This is a genomic window from Halomonas sp. Cn5-12 (assembly GCF_021532545.1).
Classification (GTDB): domain Bacteria; phylum Pseudomonadota; class Gammaproteobacteria; order Pseudomonadales; family Halomonadaceae; genus Vreelandella; species Vreelandella aquamarina.
Window position 1 is genome coordinate 23,466 of record NZ_JAKGAY010000003.1, and the last position, 24,981, is coordinate 48,446.

The 24,981-nt window shown below is 55.6% G+C and carries 21 protein-coding genes and 2 pseudogenes; 20 read left to right on the forward strand and 3 right to left on the reverse strand.

Features of this window, described 5'->3' with window-relative positions; genetic code table 11:
- Positions 1-15 precede the first annotated feature (15 nt).
- Both pheT and L1249_RS02790 read left to right on the forward strand, forming a co-directional pair.
- Positions 16-2,397, forward strand: coding sequence for a phenylalanine--tRNA ligase subunit beta (pheT, locus tag L1249_RS02785; protein WP_172416225.1), 2,382 nt, complete (start codon positions 16-18; stop codon positions 2,395-2,397).
- A gap of 67 nt (positions 2,398-2,464) precedes the next feature.
- Positions 2,465-2,764, forward strand: coding sequence for an integration host factor subunit alpha (locus L1249_RS02790; protein WP_044629429.1), 300 nt, complete (start codon positions 2,465-2,467; stop codon positions 2,762-2,764).
- Positions 2,765-2,844: 80 nt separating this feature from the next.
- Here L1249_RS02790 and L1249_RS02795 read toward each other — a convergent pair whose 3' ends face one another.
- A complete protein-coding gene (locus tag L1249_RS02795) occupies positions 2,845-3,051 on the reverse strand; it encodes a DUF2788 domain-containing protein (RefSeq protein ID WP_058576340.1) in 207 nt (68 codons plus the stop codon).
- 157 nt (positions 3,052-3,208) lie between these two features.
- Here L1249_RS02795 and L1249_RS02800 point away from each other — a divergent pair, with 157 nt between their 5' ends.
- The 8 genes from L1249_RS02800 (at position 3,209) to L1249_RS02835 (ending at position 12,602) form a co-directional block, all read left to right on the forward strand.
- Entirely contained in the window at positions 3,209-3,670 is a 462-nt protein-coding gene (locus tag L1249_RS02800) for a flavodoxin (RefSeq protein ID WP_058576341.1), read from the forward strand.
- Positions 3,671-3,672: 2 nt separating this feature from the next.
- Positions 3,673-4,041: a hypothetical protein gene (locus L1249_RS02805; protein ID WP_044629426.1), complete on the forward strand. Its 369-nt coding sequence runs from the start codon at positions 3,673-3,675 to the stop codon at positions 4,039-4,041.
- A 151-nt stretch (positions 4,042-4,192) separates the two neighbouring features.
- Complete coding sequence (gene tig / locus L1249_RS02810) at positions 4,193-5,545, forward strand: trigger factor (RefSeq protein ID WP_172416224.1); 1,353 nt, start codon at positions 4,193-4,195, stop codon at positions 5,543-5,545.
- Positions 5,546-5,610: 65 nt separating this feature from the next.
- Positions 5,611-6,228: an ATP-dependent Clp endopeptidase proteolytic subunit ClpP gene (clpP, locus tag L1249_RS02815; RefSeq protein WP_044629424.1), complete on the forward strand. Its 618-nt coding sequence runs from the start codon at positions 5,611-5,613 to the stop codon at positions 6,226-6,228.
- Positions 6,229-6,302: 74 nt separating this feature from the next.
- Positions 6,303-7,583, forward strand: coding sequence for an ATP-dependent Clp protease ATP-binding subunit ClpX (gene clpX / locus L1249_RS02820; RefSeq protein WP_062373880.1), 1,281 nt, complete (start codon positions 6,303-6,305; stop codon positions 7,581-7,583).
- A 199-nt stretch (positions 7,584-7,782) separates the two neighbouring features.
- A complete protein-coding gene (gene lon / locus L1249_RS02825) occupies positions 7,783-10,209 on the forward strand; it encodes an endopeptidase La (protein WP_172416223.1) in 2,427 nt (808 codons plus the stop codon).
- Between the two features lie 191 nt (positions 10,210-10,400).
- Positions 10,401-10,673 (forward strand): HU family DNA-binding protein, encoded by a 273-nt coding sequence (locus L1249_RS02830; RefSeq protein ID WP_044629421.1) that lies wholly within the window; start codon positions 10,401-10,403, stop codon positions 10,671-10,673.
- A gap of 111 nt (positions 10,674-10,784) precedes the next feature.
- On the forward strand, positions 10,785-12,602 hold the full coding sequence (locus tag L1249_RS02835) for a SurA N-terminal domain-containing protein (RefSeq protein WP_172416222.1): 1,818 nt from the start codon (positions 10,785-10,787) through the stop codon (positions 12,600-12,602).
- A gap of 58 nt (positions 12,603-12,660) precedes the next feature.
- Here the strand turns inward: L1249_RS02835 and L1249_RS02840 are convergent, their stop codons facing one another.
- Positions 12,661-13,452 (reverse strand): UDP-2,3-diacylglucosamine diphosphatase, encoded by a 792-nt coding sequence (locus tag L1249_RS02840; protein WP_054645075.1) that lies wholly within the window; start codon positions 13,450-13,452, stop codon positions 12,661-12,663.
- Positions 13,453-13,466: 14 nt separating this feature from the next.
- Entirely contained in the window at positions 13,467-13,967 is a 501-nt protein-coding gene (locus L1249_RS02845) for a peptidylprolyl isomerase (protein ID WP_044629418.1), read from the reverse strand.
- Between the two features lie 156 nt (positions 13,968-14,123).
- Between L1249_RS02845 and L1249_RS02850 the strand changes: the two genes are divergently transcribed.
- The 10 genes and pseudogenes from L1249_RS02850 (at position 14,124) to L1249_RS02895 (ending at position 24,978) form a co-directional block, all read left to right on the forward strand.
- Positions 14,124-15,803: a glutamine--tRNA ligase/YqeY domain fusion protein gene (locus L1249_RS02850; protein ID WP_228168467.1), complete on the forward strand. Its 1,680-nt coding sequence runs from the start codon at positions 14,124-14,126 to the stop codon at positions 15,801-15,803.
- 11 nt (positions 15,804-15,814) lie between these two features.
- On the forward strand, positions 15,815-17,200 hold the full coding sequence (gene cysS / locus L1249_RS02855) for a cysteine--tRNA ligase (protein WP_172416220.1): 1,386 nt from the start codon (positions 15,815-15,817) through the stop codon (positions 17,198-17,200).
- A 129-nt stretch (positions 17,201-17,329) separates the two neighbouring features.
- Positions 17,330-17,608: pseudogene (locus L1249_RS02860) on the forward strand (glycine betaine ABC transporter substrate-binding protein); the annotation flags it as partial.
- A 1-nt stretch (position 17,609) separates the two neighbouring features.
- The gene (locus tag L1249_RS02865) at positions 17,610-18,146 is read left to right on the forward strand and encodes a hypothetical protein (protein ID WP_235253068.1); all 537 of its coding nucleotides are present in this window, start codon (positions 17,610-17,612) and stop codon (positions 18,144-18,146) included.
- Positions 18,118-18,720: pseudogene (locus tag L1249_RS02870) on the forward strand (ATP-binding cassette domain-containing protein); the annotation flags it as partial. The gene L1249_RS02865 and the pseudogene L1249_RS02870, both read left to right, overlap by 29 nt.
- A complete protein-coding gene (locus tag L1249_RS02875) occupies positions 18,710-19,486 on the forward strand; it encodes an ABC transporter permease (protein ID WP_286701382.1) in 777 nt (258 codons plus the stop codon). The pseudogene L1249_RS02870 and the gene L1249_RS02875, both read left to right, overlap by 11 nt.
- 152 nt (positions 19,487-19,638) lie before the next feature.
- Positions 19,639-20,841 (forward strand): thiamine pyrophosphate-dependent dehydrogenase E1 component subunit alpha, encoded by a 1,203-nt coding sequence (locus L1249_RS02880; RefSeq protein WP_235253076.1) that lies wholly within the window; start codon positions 19,639-19,641, stop codon positions 20,839-20,841.
- A gap of 1 nt (position 20,842) precedes the next feature.
- Positions 20,843-21,820, forward strand: a complete 978-nt coding sequence (locus tag L1249_RS02885; RefSeq protein WP_058576352.1) for an alpha-ketoacid dehydrogenase subunit beta — start codon at positions 20,843-20,845, stop codon at positions 21,818-21,820.
- Positions 21,821-21,837: 17 nt separating this feature from the next.
- Positions 21,838-23,088 carry a 2-oxo acid dehydrogenase subunit E2 gene (locus L1249_RS02890; RefSeq protein WP_172416219.1) on the forward strand — a complete coding sequence of 417 codons (1,251 nt, stop codon included), beginning with the start codon at positions 21,838-21,840 and terminating at the stop codon, positions 23,086-23,088.
- Positions 23,089-23,106: 18 nt separating this feature from the next.
- A complete protein-coding gene (locus tag L1249_RS02895) occupies positions 23,107-24,978 on the forward strand; it encodes a protein kinase domain-containing protein (RefSeq protein WP_062373867.1) in 1,872 nt (623 codons plus the stop codon).
- The last annotated feature ends 3 nt before the right edge of the window (positions 24,979-24,981 follow it).

The following is a 24,981-nucleotide window of genomic DNA, read 5'->3' on the forward strand; positions in this document are numbered from 1 at the left end:
GCGACGGGAATCAACATGAAATTTTCAGAACAGTGGCTGCGTGAATGGGTATCCCCGCAGCTTGATACTCAGGCCATTGCCGATCAGATCACCATGGCGGGCCTTGAAGTGGATGCCGTTGAAGCGGTCGCCGCTGCCTTTAGCGGTGTGGTCGTGGCTGAAGTGCTGTCCAAAGAGAAGCATCCTGATGCCGATAAGCTCAACGTATGCACGGTGAACGACGGTACTGGTGAGCCGGTGCAAGTAGTATGCGGTGCGCCCAACGTTGATGTGGGTCAGAAAATTCCCTTCGCCCAAGTGGGTGGCGTGCTGCCGGGCGATTTTAAAATCAAAAAGGCAAAACTGCGTGGCGTTGAGTCGCGCGGCATGATCTGCTCGGCATCAGAGCTAGGGTTAGAGGAAGAAACCTCTTCTGGTATCCTGGTGTTACCGGCGTCGGCCCCCGTGGGCACTAGCTTTCGCGAGTATATGCAGCTCGACGATATGACCATCGAGGTGGATCTTACCCCTAACCGCGGCGACTGCCTGAGCATAAAAGGCCTTGCGAGAGAGGTAGGTGTGCTTAACCGCCTGCCGGTAAGTGGCCCTGAGATCACAGTCGTTGAAGCGAGTATCGACGATACTTTCCCCGTCACTATTGAGGCGGCTGAGCAGTGCCCTCGCTACTTAGGGCGCGTTATTAAGGGCGTGAATGTAGAGGCTGAAACGCCGCTGTGGATGGTTGAGCGGCTACGTCGCAGCGGCGTACGCTCGATTGACCCTGTGGTGGATGTCACCAACTACGTCATGCTAGAGCTTGGTCAGCCGCTGCATGCGTTTGATCGGGACAACCTGCAGGGTGGCATTACTGTCCGTTTGGCACGAGAGGCGGAGCGTTTAAAACTGCTGGATGGCCAAGAGGTAGCACTTCGCCCTGAAACACTGGTCATTGCCGATGAGCGTGGCCCCCTGGCAATGGCTGGCATCATGGGGGGAGAAAATTCAGGGGTAAACGAAAAAACGCACACGATTTTTCTTGAGTCGGCCTTTTTTGCTCCGCTTGGCATTGCTGGGCAGGCGCGTTCCTACGGTCTGCATACCGACGCATCGCATCGTTATGAGCGTGGCGTCGATCCAGAGCTTCCTGCCATGGCGGTTGAGCGTGCTACAAAGCTCCTGATGGAGATTTGTGGGGGGCAGGCAGGGCCCGTGGTTGAGACGGTAAGCGATGAGCATTTACCGGCACCGCGCATCATTATGCTTCGCGAGGCTCGCCTTGAGAGTGCGCTCTCCAAGCGGCTGCAGCCGGATGATGTCACCGATATCCTTCAGCGTTTAGGGCTTGAGGTTGATAAACAGGCGGAAGGTTGGTCAGTGGTCGCCCCTAGCTGGCGTTTTGACGTTGCCATTGAGGAAGACCTCATCGAGGAAGTGGCGCGTATCCATGGCTACAATAACCTTCCGGTTCGTCGCCCAGCCGCTCGACTAGCACTTCGCCCAGCTAACGAGGCACTCCTCACTCAGTCTCAGTTGCGCAACCAGATGGTTGCTCGCGGTTTCCAGGAGGCGGTGACATACAGCTTCGTAGCGCCGGACCTGCAGGCAGCAATGCTGCCAGATGCTGTGTCCCCCGTGCTTGCGAATCCGATTTCGTCGGACCTCTCGGTGATGCGCGCCAGCCTTTTCCCGGGCTTAGTGCGTGCCCTAGAGTATAATCTCAATCGCCAGCAAACCCGTGTGCGCATTTTCGAGACAGGGCTGGTATTTAACGGCCATCTCGATAACTTAACCCAAGAGCCGATGATGGGCGCCTTAGTGTGCGGTGGCCGTGAAGGGGAGGGGTGGAGCAGCACTAAGGCTCAGGTAGATTTTTATGACCTGAAAGGAGATCTAGAGAGTCTTTTGGCAATGGGTGGGGCCCGGGAAGCTTGGCGCTTTGAGCCGGGCGAGCACCCCTCTCTGCATCCTGGGCAAACCGCCCAGCTCTTTTACAATGGCGAACCCGCCGGCTGGATTGGCACACTGCACCCGCAAGTGCGTGCCAAGCTGGGGCTTAAGGTTGATGCGGTGCTGTTTGAAGTTCGCCTAGATGTATTGAGTCAGGGGGAAATTCCCGCCTTTGAGCCGCTTTCACGCTACCCAGAAGTGCGACGCGATTTGGCGTTTATGCTCAAAGAAGCAACGCCTGTGCAAGCGCTACTTGATTGTGCAAAAGCTCAGGCAGGCGATTACTTGAAAGACATTAAGCTATTTGATGTCTATGCTGGTAAAGGCGTAGCCGAGGGCTATAAGAGTATTGCATTGGGCTTGACCTGGCAGCACGCTTCGCGCACGCTAAATGATGAAGAAATCAACCAGTTGGTCGACTCGATCATCACTAACGTGCGAGCCGAATTAGATGCCGAACTTCGCGGCTAACTAAGCTATGCCATGACACGACGCTTATCACGTTCTTGGCAATGCGTATGCTACATGGAGGAGCCCTATGGGTGCGTTGACCAAAGCAGAGCTAGCTGAGCATTTGCATACTGAGCTGGCGCTGTCAAAGCGAGAAGCAAAAGCGATGGTGGAGGCGTTCTTTGAAGAAATCCGCGCCTGTTTGCGTGAAAACGAGCAGGTGAAACTGTCGGGGTTTGGTAACTTTGATCTGCGTGATAAGCGCGAGCGGCCTGGGCGAAACCCTAAAACTGGCGAAGAAATCCCTATCTCTGCCCGGCGTGTGGTGACTTTTCGCCCCGGGCAAAAGCTAAAGCAGCAGGTAGAACGCTACTCAAGTGGTCAGTAGCGAGCACATCAAGCTGCCCAACGAAAAGGAGTGCCTAATGGCACTCCTTTTTTATAGGCTACAAATAGGGCGCTATCTGGCTAAATACCTCCACCCTCAATCAGCCAAGTGATCACCACTTTAATGACGTAGCCCAACATTCCGGCACCTAATACCACAAACAACATAATCGTGCCAAATTTACCTGCGTTCGATTTTTTTGCGAGATCCCAAATAATAAAACACATAAAAATGATCAGGCCGCCAATCATAATGGGCGTGATCCATGTCTCAAAGGTCTGCTGCATAAGCGCTCCTGTTGGACGATTGTCGGTAGCCCATGGTGGGGCGTGCGTCATTTTTGTCAGTCGTGTTAATATTTGAGCAAATTCATCAGGTATTTGTCGACTGAACTTTGCGGACTTAACAAAGCGCAGTATGACAACTTTGCCGAGGAGTAGGCCAATGCCTAAGTTAACCATTCTGGTCGGCACCATGTATGGTGGTGCGTTAGACGTTGCAGAGCAGGTAAAGCCGCTGTTTGAGCAGGCGGGCTATGACGTTGATATTTCAGAACAGCCCTCTGTAGACGATGTTTCCCAAGCCAGTGATCTAACGCTTTTCTGTGTGTCTACCACGGGGAGCGGTGATTTTCCCGGTAACTTTGTGCCCTTTGTTCGCAGTCTAAAAGATCAAAGCCCCTCGCTGGCGGGACTGCGTTATGGGTTGATCGCGCTTGGCGATAGTTCCTACGGTGATACGTTCTGTGGCGCGGGGAGAGCCTTAGATGAGTTGCTGCAGGATCAAGGCGCCCACCGTTTAGGTGAGCGCCTTGAAATCGACGCGATGGAAACCTTCATGGCGGATGATGCAGCGGTGCCGTGGGTAGAGGAGTGGATTGATGCTCAGAAGCTAAAGGTAGCATAGCCATGCAGCAAACGGTTTACTCTCCCAAGCGAGTGAGCGTAGCGGTTGGCTTATGCATCGTGATGCTCGCTGCGCTCCCGCGCTATATGGTGGGAGGGCATGAGACGCGCCAAACCCTTCTGCTGATGGCCTTGGTGCTAGTGGCTGGCGCAGCCGCGTTCCAGTGGAGGATGCTGTCTCAAGAGGCTCGTCAGGCGCTACCAGCACTAATAAAGCGTCTAGCGATCATGCTAGTGCTCGGGGCGCTGGTGATGGGGGCTTGGCACGCCATGTTTACTGATTGGATTAGCTGGCAGGTCTTTATCTCTCACGCGGCGACGTGTGGTCTGCTGCTGCATGCGGTTTCCCTGTGGTGGTCTGCGCGGGAGTAACGATTTTTGTACCTTTAAACCCTTGTAATTGGTGCTTGCGCCCCCATCTTGCGAGCATGGCGCTTGCCACCATGCGTCAGGGTTCTTAAAATTGCCCCCTTGAACATATTTTACGCAATCAACACAACGCCCAGCCGCTAGAGGACAATTCATGCAAGTTTCCGTCGAGACGACCTCCCAGATCGAACGCCGTATCACGATTCAAGTTCCGGCAGCAGAAATCGACGAGGCCGTCAGCGCTCGCTTGAAAGACACCGCGAAAAACGTTCGCTTGAACGGTTTCCGCCAAGGCCGGGTGCCAATGGCCGTCGTGCGTCAGCGCTATGGCGACAGCGTGCGCAGTGAAGTGGTAGGCGAAGTGATGCGTGAACGCTACGTTCGCGCGATCACAGAAAAAGAACTCAACCCTGCCGGTTTCCCGCAGATTGAGCCAAAAGTTAATGAAGAGGGTAAAGACCTTGAGTTCGTTGCGGTAATGGAAGTTTACCCGCAGGTTGAGCTGACCTCTATCGAAGGTACAGACGTTGAGCGCCCAGTTGTGTCTGTCAGCGAAGCAGATGTCGATGAAATGATCGATACCTTGCGTAAGCAAAACGCCGCATGGGAAGAAGTTGACGCTGCCGCTGCTGACGGTGACCAAGTCACTATCGATTTCCAAGGCTTCCTGGGCGACGAGCCGTTTGAAGGTGGCAGTGCAGAAGGCCACGCGTTGGTCATCGGTTCTAACAGCTTCATTCCAGGTTTTGAAGAGCAACTGATCGGTGCTAAAGCAGGCGAAGAAAAAACCATCTCCGTCACTTTCCCTGCGGATTACCAAGCCGAGCATCTGGCCGGTCAAGACGCCACCTTCAAGGTGACCGTTCACAAAGTAAGCAGCCAGAAACTGCCGGAAGTTGATGCTGAGTTCATCGAGCGTTTCGGTGTGGAAGACGGCGATGAAGCCAAATTCCGTGCTGAAATTAAAAAGAACATGACCCGCGAAGCGGCTCAGGCTGTTGACAACCGTGTTAAGCAGCAGGTGCTGGATGCGCTGAAAAAAGCGAACGACATTCCCGTGCCTACCGCGCTGGTTCAGCAAGAAACGGACGGCATGAAGCGTCAAGCCGCTCAGCAGTTTGGCCTGGGTGACGATTTTGACGTTAGCCAGCTGCCGAATGAGCTGTTTGAAGAGCAGGCGAAGAGCCGTGTTCAGGTTGGTCTATTGCTAGCTGAAGTGATCAAAGCCAATGAACTGGACGCAGACGACGCGGCCATCAAAGCCAAAGTAGAAGAGCTGGCTGAGCAGTATCAAGATCCATCCGAAGTGGTTGAGTACTACATGGGTAATGAGCAGCTGAAAACCCAGGTAAAATCTGCCATTCTCGAAGAGAAAGCCGTTGAGAAGCTGCTTGAGCAAGCGAACGTCAAAGACGTCGAAATGTCTTACCAGCAAGCGTTGGCTGCTGCTCAGCAGCAGGCTGAGCAAGATGAGAAGGCCGAAGAGGGCGAACAGGCAGGCGCCTGATCTCATCGCGTGGCGCACCCTATCTGGGTGCGCTTTTCCCTTACCGGACGCAAGGAATCACCCGAATGAGTGAGTTTGATATTCAAAACGCCGGCGGTTTAGTGCCCATGGTGGTTGAGCAGAGCGCCAAAGGGGAAAGAGCCTACGACATCTACTCGCGCCTTTTAAAAGAGCGTGTGATTTTCCTGGTAGGGCCGGTAGAAGATTACATGGCTAACCTTGTCGTGGCGCAGTTGTTGTTTCTTGAGTCTGAAAACCCCGATAAGGATATCCATCTTTACATCAATTCACCCGGTGGTTCGGTAACGGCGGGTATGTCAATTTATGACACCATGCAGTTTATCAAGCCGGATGTTTCCACCGTATGTATTGGTCAGGCTGCCAGCATGGGCGCGCTCCTGCTAACAGCAGGCGCTGCGGGCAAGCGTTACTGCTTACCTAACTCCCGCGTGATGATTCACCAGCCGCTAGGTGGCTACCAAGGTCAAGCGTCGGATATTGAGATTCACACCCGTGAAATTCTCGGTATTCGTGAGAAACTGAATCAAATTCTGGCTCACCACACTGGCCAGGATGTTGAGAAAGTGGCTCAGGATACTGACCGCGACAATTTTATGAGCGCCAATAAAGCAAAAGAGTATGGCTTGATTGACGCAGTGCTGGATAAGCGACCTACATCCTGATAGCGTGATAGGATTCTGCTTTTCTAACGAGCTTTTCAGGCGGCGTCAGCCGCCGCAGTGACAGAGGTACGCGAATGGCCGACGGCAAAGGCAAGGACGAAGGTGGCAAACTGCTTTACTGCTCGTTTTGTGGTAAAAACCAAAACGAAGTTCGTAAGCTGATTGCCGGCCCGTCCGTGTATATCTGCGATGAGTGTGTCGACTTATGTAATGACATCATTCGCGAAGAAGTTCTCGAAGCCGATGCCGAGAGCGATGAGGAGCGTTTACCTACGCCCCGCGAAATACGTCATACATTGGACGACTACGTCATCGGACAAGACCGCGCCAAGATGGTGCTGTCTGTAGCGGTTTATAACCACTACAAGCGTCTGAAGTCAGAAGTACGTGAAGGCGATGTGGAGCTAGGTAAGTCCAACATCCTGCTAATTGGCCCGACGGGTAGCGGTAAAACGCTCCTCGCCGAGACCATGGCGCGGCTATTGAATGTACCTTTTACTATTGCTGATGCAACGACGCTGACCGAAGCAGGCTATGTGGGTGAAGATGTTGAAAATATCATCCAAAAGCTGCTGCAAAAGTGCGACTACGACGTTGAGAAAGCCGAGCGCGGCATCGTCTATATCGATGAAATCGACAAAATCTCGCGTAAATCGGATAACCCGTCGATTACCCGTGATGTTTCTGGCGAAGGCGTACAGCAGGCGCTGCTGAAGCTAATTGAAGGCACAACGGCGTCCGTTCCTCCCCAAGGTGGGCGTAAGCATCCCCAGCAGGAGTTTGTTCAGGTCAATACGGCCAATATCCTGTTTATTGTGGGTGGTGCTTTTGCTGGCTTGGATAAAGTCATTCGCGACCGTGCTGAGAAAGGCGGTATTGGTTTCAATGCCAGCGTGAAAAGCAAAGAGTCTTCGCGAGGCGTTGGCGAGCTACTCGCGGATGTCGAGCCAGAGGATCTGGTCAAGTTTGGCTTGATTCCTGAGTTTGTGGGTCGCCTGCCAGTGATTGCAACGCTGACTGAGCTGACAGAAGACGCACTGGTTCAGATTTTGACTGAGCCGAAAAACTCGCTGATCAAGCAGTATGCCAAGCTCTTCGAGATGGAAGGCGTCACGCTTGAGTTTAGAGACGACGCCTTACGGGCTGTGGCTGTGAAAGCCATGGAACGTAAAACCGGTGCTCGTGGGCTGCGTTCTATCCTAGAGTCTGTGCTGCTGGATACCATGTATGAAATTCCTTCCTTGGAAGGGGTGAGCAAGGTCGTCATCGATGGTTCCGTCATTGCTGGCGAAAGCGAGCCACTGTTGATCTACTCGCAGCAGGAAGAAGCGCGGGTCGACGGTACTGACGGTTAACCCTTCGGTACGTACCACGGCCTAGCTTTCACCGCTTGTGCCAAACCAAGGGGTCGCCTAGGCGGCCCCTTGTTGTTCTACGTTATTGTTGAAACGGCTGGCCAGCACACGGTGATGTGTCGTGCCATGCCCTTTCATACTGTGAGGTACTTGGCTAAGTACCCTTCAAGTACTCATCCGAATTTGAGGAACGTCTGCGATGCAGCAGAACGCCGATCAGACACAATGTCTACCCCTGTTGCCTTTGCGGGATGTGGTTGTGTATCCGCAAATGGTTATTCCGCTTTTTGTTGGCCGTGAGAAGTCCATTCAAGCCTTAGAGGCAGCGATGGAAGCCGACAAGCGTGTACTGCTGGTGGCTCAGCGCGAGGCCTCACAGGATGATCCTGATAATGCGGACCTCTACGCGATGGGGACCGTCGCTGACATCATGCAGCTGCTTAAGCTGCCTGATGGCACTGTAAAGGTGTTGATTGAAGGCAGCTTCCGCGCTGATGTTATCGATATCGAAGAAAATGAAGCGGGCTACACTCAGGCGCACTTAATCCCACGTGAAAGCGAGCCGCTTACCAGTCGTGAGCAAGAAGCGCTAGTGCGTGTCCTGCTCAATCAGTTCGAGCAGTACGTCAAGCTGTCTAAGAAAGTGTCCAACGAAGTGCTTAACTCGCTGTCGGGCATCGAAGACCCTAGCCGTTTGGTCGACACCATCTGCGCCCACCTGTCGCTGAAAATTGGTGACAAGCAAGAGCTGCTCGAAATGGATCGCGTACGCGACCGTATTGAACACCTGATGGCGCTGATTGAGTCTGAGATTGATCTGCTCCAGGTCGAGAAGCGCATCCGCTCGCGTGTTAAAGAGCAGATGGAAAAAACGCAGCGTGAGTACTATCTCAATGAGCAGATGAAGGCCATCCAGAAAGAGATGGGTGAGCTGGATAATGTACCCAACGAAGCCGAAAAGTACGAACAGGCGATCAAAGAGTCTGGGATGCCCAAAGAGGCGTCTGATAAAGCGACTCAAGAGCTTAATAAGCTCAAAATGATGGCTGCCAATTCTGCTGAGGCGACCGTAGTGCGCTCATATCTGGACTGGCTAATTGCCGTTCCATGGAAAAAGCGCACGCGCGTTAAGCACGATCTGGTAAAAGCCCAGCAGGTGCTGGATGAAGATCATTACGGCCTGGAAGAAGTGAAGGCGCGCATTCTTGAGTACCTAGCCGTACAAAAGCGCGTACGGAAAATGAAAGGGCCGGTGCTCTGCTTGGTAGGACCGCCTGGGGTAGGTAAAACGTCCCTTGGTCAATCCATCGCCCGCGCGACAAATCGTAAGTACGTCCGCCTGGCGCTGGGTGGTGTGCGCGATGAGTCGGAAATCCGTGGCCATCGCCGCACCTATATTGGCTCGCTGCCAGGCAAGCTGATACAGCGTATGAGCCGTGCCGGGGTGAAAAATCCGCTTTTCCTGTTGGATGAGGTGGATAAACTAGGCATGGACCACCGTGGTGATCCGGCGTCAGCGCTTCTAGAGGTATTGGACCCCGAGCAGAACGACAGCTTTAGTGATCACTACCTTGAGCTGGATTACGACCTCTCTGAAACGCTGTTTATTTGTACCGCGAACTCAATGAATATCCCAGGCCCGCTGCTGGACCGTATGGAGATTATTCGTCTACCGGGCTACACCGAAGACGAGAAGCTCGCCATCGCTAGGCGCTACCTGCTACCCAAGCAGCTAGAAGCTAATGGGCTTAAGGAAGAAGAGCTAGCGCTGAATGACGACGCGTTGCTTGAGTTGGTGCGCTACTACACTCGTGAAGCGGGTGTGCGCGAGCTTGAGCGTCAGATCGCTAAAGTGTGCCGTAAAGTGCTGCGTGAGCGCTTAGAAGCTGAGCGCACCTCGAAAGATAAGGCAGGCAACAAGCTGCAGGCGCAGCAAGTGCTCTCCGCTGATCAGATTGAGACTTATGCCGGTGTACGCCGCTATAGCTATGGCTTGGCGGAGCAGGAGGACCAAGTCGGTCGTGTAACCGGCTTGGCTTGGACGTCCGTAGGTGGGGAGCTGCTCAACATTGAGTCGGTAGTGACGCCAGGTAAAGGTCGTATTAACAAGACCGGTTCGCTTGGTGATGTCATGAAAGAGTCGGTAAGTGCAGCACAAACCGTCGTGAAGGCGCGTGCTCAGGCCTATGGAATTGACCCCCAGCGCTTCGAAAACGAAGACCTGCACATCCATGTGCCCGAAGGTGCCACACCTAAAGACGGGCCCAGTGCTGGTATTGCCATGGTAACGGCGATTGTCTCCGCTTATACTCAGCGGCCAGTAAGGTGCGATGTGGCCATGACAGGGGAGGTAAACCTGCGTGGTGAAGTATTACCGATTGGGGGTCTAAAGGAGAAATTGCTGGCGGCTAGGCGGGGTGGTATAAAGACCGTCTTAATCCCTGAGGAAAATCGTCGAGATCTCAAGGAAGTACCGGAGAATATCAAAGGAGCGCTTGATATTCGCCCCGTACGCTGGATAGATGACGTGCTGGCCGTGGCGCTGGCAGAGAATGTTGCCGAAGGCGCTTCATTAAAGGGCGCAGATAAGTCTTTCAATGCAAATGCTGTTGCAAGTACCCATTAAGCGTTAAAGCAGTTTTGCTTTAATTTTACTTAATAAGTTTGCCCAATGCCTTGAGCAGCGGGCATTTCACGGTCCGGTCGCTTGACAGGTGTTTCAAGGCATTGCTATAAAACGCAGCTATGCTTTGAGGTTGATGCACTTGGTGGCCGTGCCGTTCAGAGCCATTTTTTGAAACAGTTAAGGGGTGAAGTGTGAATAAGTCCGAGCTGATTGAAGCTATTGCCGCATCTGCAGATATTCCTAAAGCAGCGGCAAGCCGCGCATTGGATGCCATGGTGGAGTCTGTCACCGATAGCCTCAAAAAAGGCGAGAGTGTTTCTCTGGTAGGTTTTGGTACCTTCGCTATTAAAGAGCGGGCTGCGCGTACTGGTCGCAACCCCCAAACGGGTCAGCCAATCGAAATCAGCGCTGCCAAAGTGCCCAGCTTTAAAGCCGGTAAAGCGCTGAAAGACGCCGTCAACTAATTGGCTCGCGTTTGCTGTAACCTAATGGGCGCATCGCATCCGCGATGCGCCCATGTTCTTTTCTGGCCCGATGGTTTGGGCAATAGATGGCTTTGATGATCTGAGGCTAGCATGCTGCAAAGTATACGAGATGGCTCCAGAAGCTGGGGTGCCAAGATAATCATTGGTGTCATGGTCGCGGCCATGGCGCTTTTTGGTGTGGAGTCGCTGTTCAGTGTCTTTGGTAGCGACCCCAATGAAGTGGCGAGCGTTAATGGCGAACCCATTATGCGTCAGCAAGTTGAGCTAGAAGTGCAGCGCGCGCTGCGTTCTGGGCAAGTGCCTCCTGAGCAGGAGCGGGCACTGCGCAACGATATGCTCGACCAGCTCATCACTCAGTCTTTACTGCGTCAGTATGCTGAGGACGGCGGTTTTTACGTCTCCGACGCTCAGCTTGACCAGATGATCGTGACACTGCCTGAGTTTCATGATCAGGATGGGCGCTTTTCTGCAGAAATTTTCCGGAATCGTCTGGCAGGAGCGGGTTACACGCCGCTCTCGTTCCGTGAAGAGCTGCGGATGGATATCAAGCGTCAGCAACTGCAGCAGGGCTTGGCATTCAGTGACTTCAGCTTGGCCAATGAAGAGCAGCGTCTGGCAGACCTGCAAGGCCAGCAGCGAGATTTCCGCTACGTGATGCTGGATGCCAATGATGCTGCTTATGAAGTAGAGGTCACCGAGGAGCAGATGCAGGCCTACTATGACGCCAACCAGGAACGCTTCGAGCGCCCGGAACAGGTGCGCGTCGAGTACGTGGTGATCGACCGCCAGGCCATGGCTGAAGATATTGCTGTGGACGAGAGCGAACTCCGCGCTGCCTGGCGTGAGCAGAATCGCGATGCCAACCGTCGTGTTTCCCATATCATGGTGACCTTTGGTTCCGAGCGTGGCCGTGAAGAGGCCCAGCAGCTAGCCAATGAAGCGCTGGCTGACCTGAGCCGTGGTGAGAGTTTCGCCGATACCGCCGTGCGTTTTTCGGATGACACCGCTAGTGCCGAGCAGGGTGGTGATCTGGGCGTGATCAGTCGCGGCTTCTTTGGTGATGCCTTCGATGACGCAGCGTTTGCCCTTGGGGTCGGTGAGACGTCCCAGGTCGTCGAAATGGACGGTGCTTTCCATATTCTGCAGGTTACCGAGCTGGATGCGCCTTCTTTCGAAGAGCAGCGTGACCGTTTGGCTCAGGAAGTGGCGCTGCGTGAGGTCAATGATGACTTCAATCGTCAGGTGCAGCGTCTGATCGATGAGAGCTTCGCGGCAGACGATCTGCAGTCCGTTGCGGATGACCTCGGCCTGACGCTCAACGAGAGCGACTGGTTGGCGCGTGGGGAAGGTGAAGGAGCGCTTTCCGAGCCGGGCGTGCTGGATGAGGCGTTCAGCGCTGACGTGCTGGAAGAGGGCTACAACAGCGAAGTGATTGAGCTCGACAACGACCGCCGCTTAGTGCTTCGTGTCGCCGAGCATCGTGATGCAACTGTTCTGCCCCTAGATGAAGTGCGCGATGAAGTAGAGCAGGCTGTTGCTGCTCAGCAGCGCCAAGAAGCACTTCAGGAGCAGGCAGCAGAATTGATCGCCTTGCTCCGTGCGGGCGATGCCGTTGAGCTGGAGTGGCTGGAAGCCAATAACGTCTCTCGCCAGTCTGACAGTACGCTGCCTCAGGCGCTGATCCGTGAAGTGTTCCGCATGCCACACCCTGAAGAGGGCGACAGCGTTTACCGTGCCGTGACCTTGCCTCAGGGCGTTGCTGTCGTTGCATTGGACAGTGTCAACGAAGGGCAGGCCGACGAGCAGATGAATGCTTTCGTGTCACAAATGGCAGAACAACTGCGGGCTCAGGCGATCATTCAAGGATTGATCGATGACCTGCGCAGTGATGCCAGGATAGAGCGCTAAAACTAAAAAGCCGATCCATGTGATCGGCTTTTTCATGACGGGGCCTGTGCTCAATGGCTCAATGCGATTCGCTGTCGCTACCAGGCGGCTGGATCAGCGAGAACTGGCGCAGTACGGGCTCTGGGTGGCGCTCGCTCGAGTGCTCCACGACAATATCCCAGCCGTGTTCGCTATCCCAATCGCCTAACACAAAGCGTTTGGCAGGCACGTCTTCGACGGTGAGGTCATGGACCTTGGGGCGATGGGTGTGGCCATGGATCATGATGTTCACCCCATGGCGCTGCATCGTGGTCACGACTTCTGCGTGGGTCACATCCATGATGGCTTCGGCCTTGTTGGCGTTGGCATCCCCAGACTGCATACGCAGGCTCTTGGCCAACTCTAGCCGCTGCTCCAGCGGCATGGCCAGGATCTGCGCCTGCCACTCAGGGTGGCGAGACTGGGCGCGAAACGCCATGTAGGCCTCATCTTTGGTGCACAGGCTGTCACCGTGCAGAATGACGGCGGCTACGCCCTGCAATTCCACTTGCTCACTGTCGGGCAGCAGGGTGGCCTGACAGGCGTTGATGAAGCGTTCGCCGATCAGAAAGTCCCGGTTGCCGTGAATGAAAAAGATGGACGTGCCCGCATCGCTCAGTGCCCGCAGGCGCTTGATCACCTCATGGGCCACCCCGCTGAGGGGGTGAGGCGTATCCAGCAAGTCGTCTCCGATCCAGGCGTCGAACAGGTCGCCCAGAATGTAAAGATCCTCGGCCCCTTTGGCGGTATGCTCCAGGTAACGATAAAACCCCTGATTGAGCTCAGGGGTGTCGTTACTCAAATGCATGTCAGCGATCAGCAGCGTACGCATAAGACTCCCGACGGTTATTCCGCATCCTTCAGGTAGGCGCGCTCGATGACCACGTCTTCGGCGGGCACGTCTGCGTGCATGCCACGGCGCGTGGTGCTCACGGCCTTGATGGCGTTGACCACGTCCATGCCGTCCACTACTTCACCAAATACCGCGTAACCCCAGCCTTGCAGGCTTTTGCCGCTGTGGTTCAGGAAGCTGTTGTTACCGACGTTGATGAAAAACTGGGCGGTGGCAGAGTGGGGATCCTGGGTACGGGCCATGGCCAGCGTGCCGATGGTGTTCTGCAGACCGTTGTCGGCTTCGTTTTCGATGGGGTCGCGTGTCGGCTTCTGGTTGAACTCCTGGTCGAAGCCGCCCCCTTGAATCATGAAACCATCGATGACCCGGTGGAACAGCGTGCCGTCGTAAAAACCGTCGCGCACGTACTGCTCGAAATTGGCTGCCGTAACCGGGGCTTTTTCATGATTGAGCGCGATGGTGATGTCACCGTAGTTCGTCTGTAATACGATCATGGATAAATTCCTGTTCAATAAAAGCGTTCGCCTTGGCGCTGTGCATCGGCGTCACGTTATAATAGCGGTTTTGCTCGGCACCGCGAAGCGCTAACCCTGATTGCCTTTGCATCGTTTGCCCAGCACGCCATCCACCATGAGGTTATCAACACCACCATGACCAACGAGACCACCCCAGCGCCGAACTTCATTCGCAACCAAGTACGCGACGAGATAGCGGGCGGCCAGGTCACCAAAATTGTGACGCGCTTTCCTCCGGAGCCCAACGGCTTTTTGCACATCGGCCACGCCAAGTCGATTTGTCTGAACTTCGGGTTGGCAGAGCAGTTTGGTGGTGAGTGTCATCTGCGCTTTGACGACACCAACCCAGCAAAAGAAGAGCAGGCGTACATTGACGCCATCAAAGAAGACGTTAGCTGGTTGGGTTTTGAGTGGGCAGGCCCGGTACGTTTTGCCTCCGACTACTTCGACCAGCTCTACGCCTGGGCGCAGCATCTGATTCGTGAAGGCAAAGCCTATGTGGATGACCTGTCTCCGGATGAAATCCGCGAGTATCGGGGTACGCTGACCGAGCCCGGCAAGCCTAGCCCCTACCGCGAGCGCAGCGCCGAAGAGAGCTTGGACCTTCTAGAACGGATGCGTAACGGTGAGTTTGGTGAAGGGGAAAAAGTGCTGCGCGCCAAAATCGATATGGCGTCGCCCAACATCAATTTGCGCGATCCGATCTTGTACCGCATTCGTCATGCGCATCACCACCAAACAGGTGACAAGTGGAAAATCTACCCCTCGTACGATTTTACCCACGGTCAGTCGGATGCCATCGAGGGTATTACTCACTCCATCTGTACGCTGGAGTTCGAAGACCACCGCCCGCTATACGAGTGGTTCTTGAACAATCTGCCGGTGCCCGCCAAGCCGCGCCAGATTGAATTTGCCAGACTGAACCTCGACTACACGCTGACCTCCAAACGTAAGCTGAAGCTGTTGGTGGATGAGCAGATCGTCGATGGTTGGGATGACCCGCGAATGCCGACCATTTCCGGTATGCGTCGCCGGGGCTATACGCCCGCTTCGATTCGTAAATTCTGTGAAATGATCGGCGTGACCCGTTCCGACGGTGGTTTGGTGGATATCGCCATGCTGACCCACGCCATTCGTTCGGACCTGGAAGATAACGCACCCCGGGCGATGTGCGTGCTCAAGCCGCTAAAAGTGGTGCTGACCAACGTGCCGGAAGATCACGAGGAAGTGTACGAGGTGCCAGGCCACCCGGCGCGTGAAGACATGCCGATGCGTAAAGTTCCTTTTGGTCGTGAGCTCTACATCGAGCAAGACGATTTTATGGAAGACGCGCCGAAGAAATTCTTCCGCCTAGCACCGGGCAAAGAAGTGCGCCTGCGCAACAGCTACGTAATTCGCTGTGATGACGTGATTAAAGACGATGCAGGTGAGATTATTGAGCTGCACTGCTCCGTCGATTTCGACACCCTGGGTAAAAACCCGGAAGGCCGCAAGGTGAAAGGCGTAATTCACTGGGTCAGCGCGGCCCACGGCGTGCCGATGGAAGTGCGCCTGTACGACAACCTGTTCATGGTCGAGCAGCCCGATCGTGATAAGGACGTAGACTTCCTCGAGCATTTGAATCCCGAGTCGCTGGTGGTGTGCCATGCCATTGGCGAGCCAAGCCTGGCCAGCGCCGCGCCGGAAGATCGTTTCCAATTCGAGCGAGTCGGTTACTTCTGCGCCGATCGTCACGCCTCCACTGCCGACCACCTGGTGTTCAACCGCACCGTGGGCTTGAAAGATAGCTGGGCGAAAATCAAACAGAAGGGATAAGGAAACGTCATATGCATATTTACAATACGCTGACTCGCCGCAAAGAGCCTTTTAAGCCCCTTGTCGATGGCAAGGTCAGCATGTACGTTTGCGGTATGACGGTGTATGACTACTGTCACCTTGGCCACGCCCGGGTGATGGTGGCCTTTGATGTGATTACCCGCTACCTGCGCCATCGCGGCTATGACGTGACCTACGTGCGCAACATCACCGATATCGACGATAAAATCCTCAAGCGGGCCGAGGAGAACGGCGAGCCCATCGACGCGCTCACCGAGCGCATGATTGCCGCGATGCATGAGGACGAAGCTCGCCTCAACGTGCTGCCACCCAGTCAGGAGCCCCGGGCAACGAGGCACATCGACGATATTATCGCGATGATCGAAACGCTCATCGACAAAGGTTTTGCCTATGCCGCGGCCAATGGTGATGTCTACTACCGAGTGCGCAAGTTCACCGACTACGGCAAATTGAATAACCGTCAGCTGGATGACATGCGCTCTGGTGCACGGGTCGACGTGGATGTGCACAAAGAAGACCCGCTGGATTTCGTGCTCTGGAAAGCGGCCAAGCCCGGTGAAGCTCACTGGCATTCCCCCTGGGGAGACGGGCGACCGGGTTGGCACATCGAGTGCTCCGCGATGTCGACCTGCTGCTTGGGCGATACCTTCGATATTCATGGCGGCGGGCCGGATTTGACCTTCCCCCATCATGAAAACGAGATTGCCCAATCGGAAGCGGCGACAGGGAAAACCTACGTCAATACCTGGATGCATGCCGGAGCCGTTCGCGTCAATCAAGAGAAGATGTCCAAGTCGCTGGGCAACTTCTTCACCATCCGCGACGTGCTAGCCGAACACGACCCAGAAGTGGTGCGCTACCTGTTGGTGGCAAGCCACTATCGTAGCGCTATTAACTACTCAGCGGATTCGCTGGTCGAGGCGCGCAAATCGCTAACTCGGCTGTATACGGCGTTAGACGGAGTGAACGCCGACGAACAGGCAGCCGCCAGCGATGCTGCGGAGCGCTTTACCGCGGCAATGGACGACGACTTCAACACGCCCATCGCTTTGGCCGCGCTTTTCGATTTGGCCCGCGATCTCAACCGAGCGAAAAGTGCTCAGCCAGCAGAGGCACCACGCTTGGCTGGTGAATTAAAGCGTTTGGCCGGTGTGCTGGGACTACTGCAGCAAACGCCACAAACGTTTCTAAAAGGCGCCCAGCAGCAGGTAGCGCTGAGCGAAGAAGAGATCGAAGCAAAAATCGCCGAGCGACAAGCGGCGAAAGGAAGTAAGGATTTTGCCCGCGCTGATGCTATTCGTGATGAGCTGGCAGCGCTTGGCATTATTCTCAAAGATTCTCGGGAAGGAACCACCTGGGTGATCGAAGCGCCTTAATCGTTGTAAACAGTCAGGCGTCGTTACTGCGGCGTCTGACTTCAACGCAGCAGGCTCTTATACTGAAACGATACGCCCCAGAAGTTCATTGAAAAGGACGACTCCATGCGCTAATTGTTCACACCTGCCATGGCTGCCTGTTTATCAACGGTGCTCTCCACGGCCAGTGCCAACGACCCCATCGTGGCCTCTTCTAAAATCGATACCGAAGGCTCGGTGCTAGGCGAGTTAATTATTCAGACGCTGGAGCGCAACGGTATTCCAACGGAAGATCGGCTTCAGCTTGGTGGTAGCTGCGTGGTACGCAGCGCGTTGCAGGCGGGTGAGGTTGGTCTGTATCCCGAATACACCGGCAACGGTGCTTTCTTCTTTGATATGACCGATAGCCCGGTATGGAACAGTGCTGAAAATGTCGTTAATCGACGCCTTGCCCTCGCCATCGTTTAAACGACGCCCATGGCACCCGAATGTTGTGCTGTTGTGCCTAAGCGGTGCCATGCTGGCTGCCGCTTGGTTGTTAAGCTTTGTCAGTGTTGCTCCTAATCGCATTGTTTCCGGCACGGCTTTTGGCATGGTAGACGCCATTAGCTGGCCGGGCGCGGCACTGGTATCACTGCTCTTTATCGCCATGGCGGCGTTGTCGTCCGTGCCTACCTCAAGGCACTACCGGGCGATGCTGGGCATCATCATACTCATCTTGCTGTTGATGCCGTTTGGCTTAATGGTGGCAGGCCACTGGTTGGTCGACCCCTCGTTACCCCAGGCGCGACTCGGCATTGGCGCAGCCTACTGGACCGTGCTGTTCGTACTGTTGCTGTGTTTGGTAGAGCTACGCCTACGCTTAGGGTTATCCCGCTGGTGGCCCACGCTGCTGCTGGCAGGCGTGGGCATTGCTTGGTGGGGATGTGCCGCGCTGTGGCCTGCCAGTGGGCGAGTTTGCCCATAAATATCCGCATCAGCTCTCAGGTGGTCAAGCGCAGCGGGTCGGGGTGGCCCGTGCCTTAGCCGCAGACCCCGATATACTACTGATGGATGAGCCGTTTGGTGCTCTGGACCCCATTACCCGGGAAAAGCTTCAGGATGAGCTGGCCAAGCTACAGGCACGGTTACACAAAACCATTGTGTTCGTGACCCACGATATGGATGAAGCGCTGAAGTTAGCCGACCATTTGGTCGTCATGCGTGATGGCCGTATTGTCCAGCAGGGCACGCCGCTGGCACTGCTTCAACGGCCCGCTGATCCGTTTGTGGAATCCCTGCTCGGTGGGCTTGAGCGGGGGTTGAAGCAGGCAGCGTTAACGCGCGTAAAAGATCACATGACATCGCTTGGGCCTACTTTGCCGGCACAATCTCGAATTCCCGCCGATTTCTCGCTGCGCCAAGCGCTTTCCATGATGCTGCGGGACCACTGCGATCGCTTAACCGTGGTGGATCAAGGCGATGTACCGATAGGGGAGCTTTCGCTGCGCCGCATCGTCAAAGAGGCGCAGTTGGATAAGGTGAGCCAACGTGACGCGTAATTCTGCCGCCGTCAGCTTGCCGAACGCACCGAGCATTCAATGGTTTCTGCCGCTTATTTGGGTCGCGCTACTGGCGATGTGCATCGTCGGCATGCCGCTCCTCGAGGGCCTGTTTCGTTGGGTAGAGCCTGACGCCCGGCAAGTCGTCTATGATCGCGCGGCGTTTTACGAGCTGCTGGGCCGCCATGTGTTAGTCGTTGGCGTGGCGGCAGTGGTCACCATTGCGGTTGGTGTAGCGGCAGGTATTGCCGTTACCCGCGAGCGAGGGCGGGATTTCTTGCCTCTGGTGGGGCAGTTGGCCTCTTTAGGGCAAACGTTCCCCCCGGTGGCGGTGCTGGCGCTAGCGGTGCCAGTGTTAGGGTTTGGTACGTTTCCCATTATCGTTGCGCTAATGCTTTACGGGCTGCTGCCAATCGTACGCAATACGCTGGCGGGCATTAACGATGTTGACGCGACCATCAAAGAGGCGGCCCAGGCCATGGGCATGACGCCTTGGCAGGTGCTGCGTCACGTGGAGCTTCCCTTAGCGGCTCCTGTCATATTGGCAGGAGTACGTACTTCCGTGACGATCAATATTGCCACGGCAGCCCTTGGGGCGACGGTAGGGGCTAGCAACCTGGGTGATCCGATTATTGCCGGTATCGTCAATGGTAATATGGCCTACGTGCTGCAAGGCGCGCTGTTGATCGCGCTGCTGGCGCTGAGCGCGGATAGCGCCTTTAACGTCTATCAGCAGCGGCTGCGCCAACGCCTCTCTGCTTCTTAAGTGCTCTCTGCGTCTTAAGTTGAATCCCTAAACGGCTTGCACTGAGTTACTGTCCAAGTGTTGCGTTGACCCGTGTCAGATAAATCCACTGGCATAAAAGGTCATGACCGACAACACTGCCCTCAAAAGGGGTAAAAACAAGGACAATAATGATGACTCAGTACGTACACCAGCCGGCCTTCATGACCGGCGACGAATTCTCCATAGACACCTTCAGCGTGCTCAGCCCCGAGGGCGAGCTTTATGAAGGTGCCGACGAGCCCGCCTTGAGCCGCGATCACGCCCGTAGGCTCTACCAGGCCATGCTGGCCACGCGTATTCTCGATGAGCGCATGATGGCCGCGCAGCGCCAGGGCAGGCTCAGCTTCTACATGCAGTGTACCGGTGAGGAGGCCGCGGTGGTGGGAGCCACCGCAGCCCTGGACGATGCCGACATGATCATGGCGCAGTACCGCGAACAGGGCGCACTTATGTATCGCGGATTCTCCATCGACGAGTTTATGAATCAGCTATTTGGCAACGAGCTTGATTACGGCAAAGGCCGCCAAATGCCGATTCATTACGGCTCTCGCAAGCTGCACTACATGACCATCTCATCGCCGCTGGCGACGCAGATTCCTCAAGCCACCGGGTATGCCTATGGCCAAAAGCTGGCCGGTGAAGGCCACTGTACGCTGACCTTTTTTGGCGAAGGCGCAGCCTCAGAAGGGGACTTTCACGCCGCGCTTAATATGGCCTCGGTGCATCAGGTGCCGGTGATCTTTTTCTGCCGCAACAACGGCTACGCTATTTCTACTCCCTCCACAGAACAGTTTGCCGCTGACGGCATTGCTCCCCGTGCCTTTGGCTACCATATGCACGTGATTCGCGTGGATGGTAACGACGCCCTAGCGGTATATGAAGCGACCCGCCAAGCGCGAAAAATCGCCGTTGAGCAGAACCAGCCGGTGCTGATTGAAGCCATGTCCTACCGGTTGGCTGCCCACTCCTCTTCGGATGACCCCTCGGGCTATCGCGCTAAGAGCGAAGAGGAAGCGTGGCGCGCCAAAGATCCCTTGCTACGCATGCAGCGCTGGCTGGCGAAGAAAGGGTGGTGGAGCGATGAAGAGGAAGCTGCCCAGCAGGAGAGCCTGCGCCGTGAAGTGCTGGAAACCATGAAGCGCGCCGAAAAACGCCCGCCGCCGCCGCTGGAGTCGTTAATCAGCGATGTTTACGCCGATGTGACACCTGCGCTACAGCACCAGCTGGATCAGTTGAAGCGCCATATTCGCCGCTACCCAGATGCCTACCCGCGCGGCGCAAAATCGCTAGATCTGACGCTTTCGTCAGCCACTGATACTCAGGGAGAGGCGTAATATGGCGACGATGAACATGCTCCAGGCGATTAATAACGCGCTGGATATCGCCATGGCGGAAGATGAGAAAGTCATCTGCTTTGGTGAAGACGTGGGTATTTTTGGCGGTGTTTTCCGAGCCACCAGCCATTTACAAGAGAAGTACGGCAAAGCGCGCTGCTTTAATACGCCGCTGGTGGAGCAAGGCATTATTGGCTTTGCTAACGGACTGGCCGCACAAGGCTCTGTTCCCGTCGCTGAAATCCAGTTTGCGGATTACATCTTCCCCGCATTTGATCAAATCGTTAACGAGACCGCCAAATTCCGCTACCGCTCTGGGGATCTCTTCAACGTAGGCGGGCTCACCATTCGCACACCCTATGGCGGCGGCATTTCCGGGGGCTTATACCACTCGCAATCACCTGAGGCGTACTTTACCCACACGCCGGGCTTAAAAGTGGTGGTGCCGCGCAACCCCTATCAAGCCAAAGGGCTGCTGCTGGCGGCGATTCGTGACCCCGACCCCGTGCTGTTTTTAGAGCCAAAACGGCTCTATCGTGCCGCCGTAGGTGAAGTGCCTGATGAAGACTACCAACTGCCAATTGGTGAAGCAGAAGTGATCAAAGAGGGCACCGATATTACCCTGGTGGGCTGGGGTGCGCAGATGGAAGTGATCAGTAAAGCCGCCGAGCTTGCTGAAGAGCAGGGCATTGCCTGCGAGGTCATCGACCTGCGCTCGCTGCTGCCCTGGGATGTGGATACCGTGGCAGAGTCGGTATTCAAAACCGGCCGTATGATTGTTAGTCATGAAGCGCCGCTCACCGGCGGCTTTGCCGGTGAAATTGCCGCGACGATACAGGAGCGCTGTTTTCTCTATCTGGAATCGCCGATTACTCGGGTTACCGGGCTGGATACGCCTTTCCCACTTGTGCTGGAGAAAGAGTACTTGCCCGACCACCTGAAAATTTTTGAAGCGATTCGCGAAAGCGTGAACTTTTAGCGCCAGGGAGAACAGCCATGAGTGATTTTTTACTGCCAGATATCGGTGAAGGTATCGTTGAGTGTGAAGTGGTGGAGTGGCGCGTGGCCGAAGGCGACACCATCGAAGAGGACCAGCCGATTGTCGAAGTGATGACCGACAAGGCGCTGGTGGAAATCACCGCGCCAGAAGCCGGGACGGTCACCAAGCTGTATGTGGCCCAGGGGAAGATTGCCAAGGTTCACGCGCCGCTTTATGCATACCAAGCCGCCGGTCAGATGAACAGAGACACTACTGCTACCGAGCAGGCACCTCCAGCGCCGCCCAGTAGCCACGCGGTGGCCGCGGATGAAAATAGCCCGCCGCCTAAAAGCCAAGCCGTTACCCCGGCTGCTGCAGGCAAAGTGCCCGCTAGCCCTGCGGTGCGCCGCTTAGTACGCGAGCACAGCCTAGCCCTGTCGGAGATCTCAGGCAGTGGCAAAGATGGTCGAGTGTTGAAAGAAGACGTGCTAGCGCACCTCAACGCGCCAGCGGTATCTCACCAAACGGCCAGTGTTTCGATGCCTTCAAGCACCGGCTTAGCACCCTCAAAAGTAGAGCCGCTGCGCGGCGTGCGGGCGGTGATGGCCAAGCGTATGGTAGAGGCCGCTAGCTCCATTCCTCATTTTCACTACGGTGAAGAGATCGACGTCACCGAGCTGTTGGCGCTGCGCGAGCGGCTCAAGCCGCAGGTAGAGGCGAAGGGCGAACGGCTCACGCTGATGCCGTTCTTTATGAAAGCGATGGCGCTGGCCGTGGCGGAGACGCCGATCATCAATGCACAGTTAAACAGCGAAGCCAACGAGCTGAGCTACTACGATCAGTGCAATATCGGCATGGCGGTGGATGGCAAAGCGGGGCTTTTGGTACCTAACGTGAAGGGTGTCGAGGGCTTAACGCTGTTTGAGATTGCCAAAGAGGTCGGCAGGCTAACCAATGCCGCGCGGGAAGGGCGCGTGGAGCAGGCGGATCTAAAGGGCGGCACCATTAGTATCTCCAACATTGGTGCCCTCGGGGGCACCTACGCGGCGCCGATTATTAATGCGCCGGAAGCCGCCATTGTGGCCATTGGCAAAACCCAGTGGCTGCCGCGCTTTGATGAGCACGGGGCTGTGCAGCGCCGGGCTATCTTGACGGTCACCTGGGCAGGCGATCATCGCTTTATTGATGGCGGTACCATTGCTCGCTTCTGCAACGCCTGGAAAGGCTTTCTCGAGGCGCCGGAAAGCATGCTGCTTCATCTGGCCTAACCGTGTAGGCACCTTGCTATGAGCCAGGCACCGCTGCAGCAGTTTTACATACCCGAAGAGCAGTCGGTCTACCTGCTAAGCCATCACGATGCGCGAAAGCTAAAAGACTGGGTAGCGCTGTGCCAGGCACAGCTTGCCCAGTTGGGCTATTCAAATATCGAGCTGATTGGTAAGGGGGCTTACGGGTTTGTGTTTGCGGGTAGCGCTTGGCAGCAAGGCGTCAAGGCGCACTACGTGTTCAAGTTTTCACGCATTACGCTGCCCACTCATTTACAAGAACGCCTCGAAGAGGAGGCGTTCATGCTCGATCAGGTATCGCACCCTCGAATTCCCAAGCTCATTACCTACCAGCGCGCACGCGGCCAGTCGATTTTGGTCATGGAGCGTGCCCCTGGCTGGAATCTGGAGCAAGTGTCGCTCAAGCAGGGAAGGCTCTCACCTCGGTTAATTATGCGCATCGCTGCACAGTTAACAGACATCTTACAAGCACTGCGTCGTGAAACAGGCCCGAACGCGCGGCCGGTGGTGCATGGCGACATTAAACCCTCTAATCTGGTCTTTGACGCCACCTGCGAGGCCATCGCGCTGATCGACTGGGGCTCATCGGTGTTCGCACAGTTGGATGAATCGCTTCAGTTCGTGGGCGCCAACGTAATGGAGTTGATGTCGGACAATCTGCAGCAAACCAATGCACGGCTGGGGGATGTCTATTTTATCGGTGAAGAGCAGTTGAACGGAGCGCTCTCGTCGCCACGGTTCGATGAGCAGGGGGCGGCAGGTACGCTCTATGCGCTGGCCTCGGCGCAGTCCTGCCGTTTTGGCCATCGAGCAATTCCGGCCAGCTCATTGGGGTTGCCCATTGAGTTTGCACGCACGCTGGATGGCATGCTCGACCCCGACCCACAGGTGCGGCGTAAAGCGGGGGATTACTTTATTCGTGAAATGCCGCGCATGGCGAAGCTGGTTATGGTTGACCTGCCAATCGCCCCCCAAACGCCGCTAGTGCCCGTATGGGGAAAAGGCCTGCGTCGCCCGGCTAGCCAAGAGATCGATACCGTGGTGTACAGCTCACGAAAGGCGTTTTTACGCGAGGCAAGCGCTGAAGAGACGTTAAACGACGTTAACGATGTGCAACTAGATCGCTACTACAAACAGTTTATGCAGGGGATGGGAGAAACCGAAAAAGCCTTTTTGGCTTCGGTGAGCCGGTTGGGCAAATACCCAGTCGTCGGTGGTTTAGCGGTGCGCTGGGAGCGGGAGGGGGTCTATATCGATTCGTCGCTCAACCTGCATGACCCAGCGCTAAAGCCCGCGTTTATCGAAGCGGTGAATAACATGGTGCACTTAGCACGGGCCATTCATCGCCAGGGAGTATTTAAAAGCTGCCTGTTCAATGCCCGCCAAACGCTGCACTTAGAGCGTGCTAGCCCTGAGGAGGCGTTTCACTGCCAGCCAGAGATGGCGATTAATTACGAAGTGAGCGCGGTGCCGGAAATGGAGGATCGCACCCGGCAGCACAGCTACTTTGAAGATGGCCCTGACCCAGAAGAGCTATTGGTGCTGCCGGATACCATTATGCAACTGCTTCAGCGGCTCAATGAGATTCACCATACCGGTATGATCATCTTTGAAGCGCTGCCCAAACATCTCAAAATCCATAGCTACTACCGGCTGCTCGACCCTCAACGTGAGCAGGAGTTTCGCAGCCTACTGAGCCGAATGCTGGCCGCTGTCAGTCAAATCGAGGGGCTGGGCGTGTCAGGGTTTATGAAGATGCCCTACAAAGACACGCGCTTTTTTACCCACTTAGAACGACAGCCAGAGCACTTCTACCCCAAAGATCCAAAAGAGTATGTGAGAAAAAGCGCCTTGCCCGCGCCGCCGCGTTAGGCG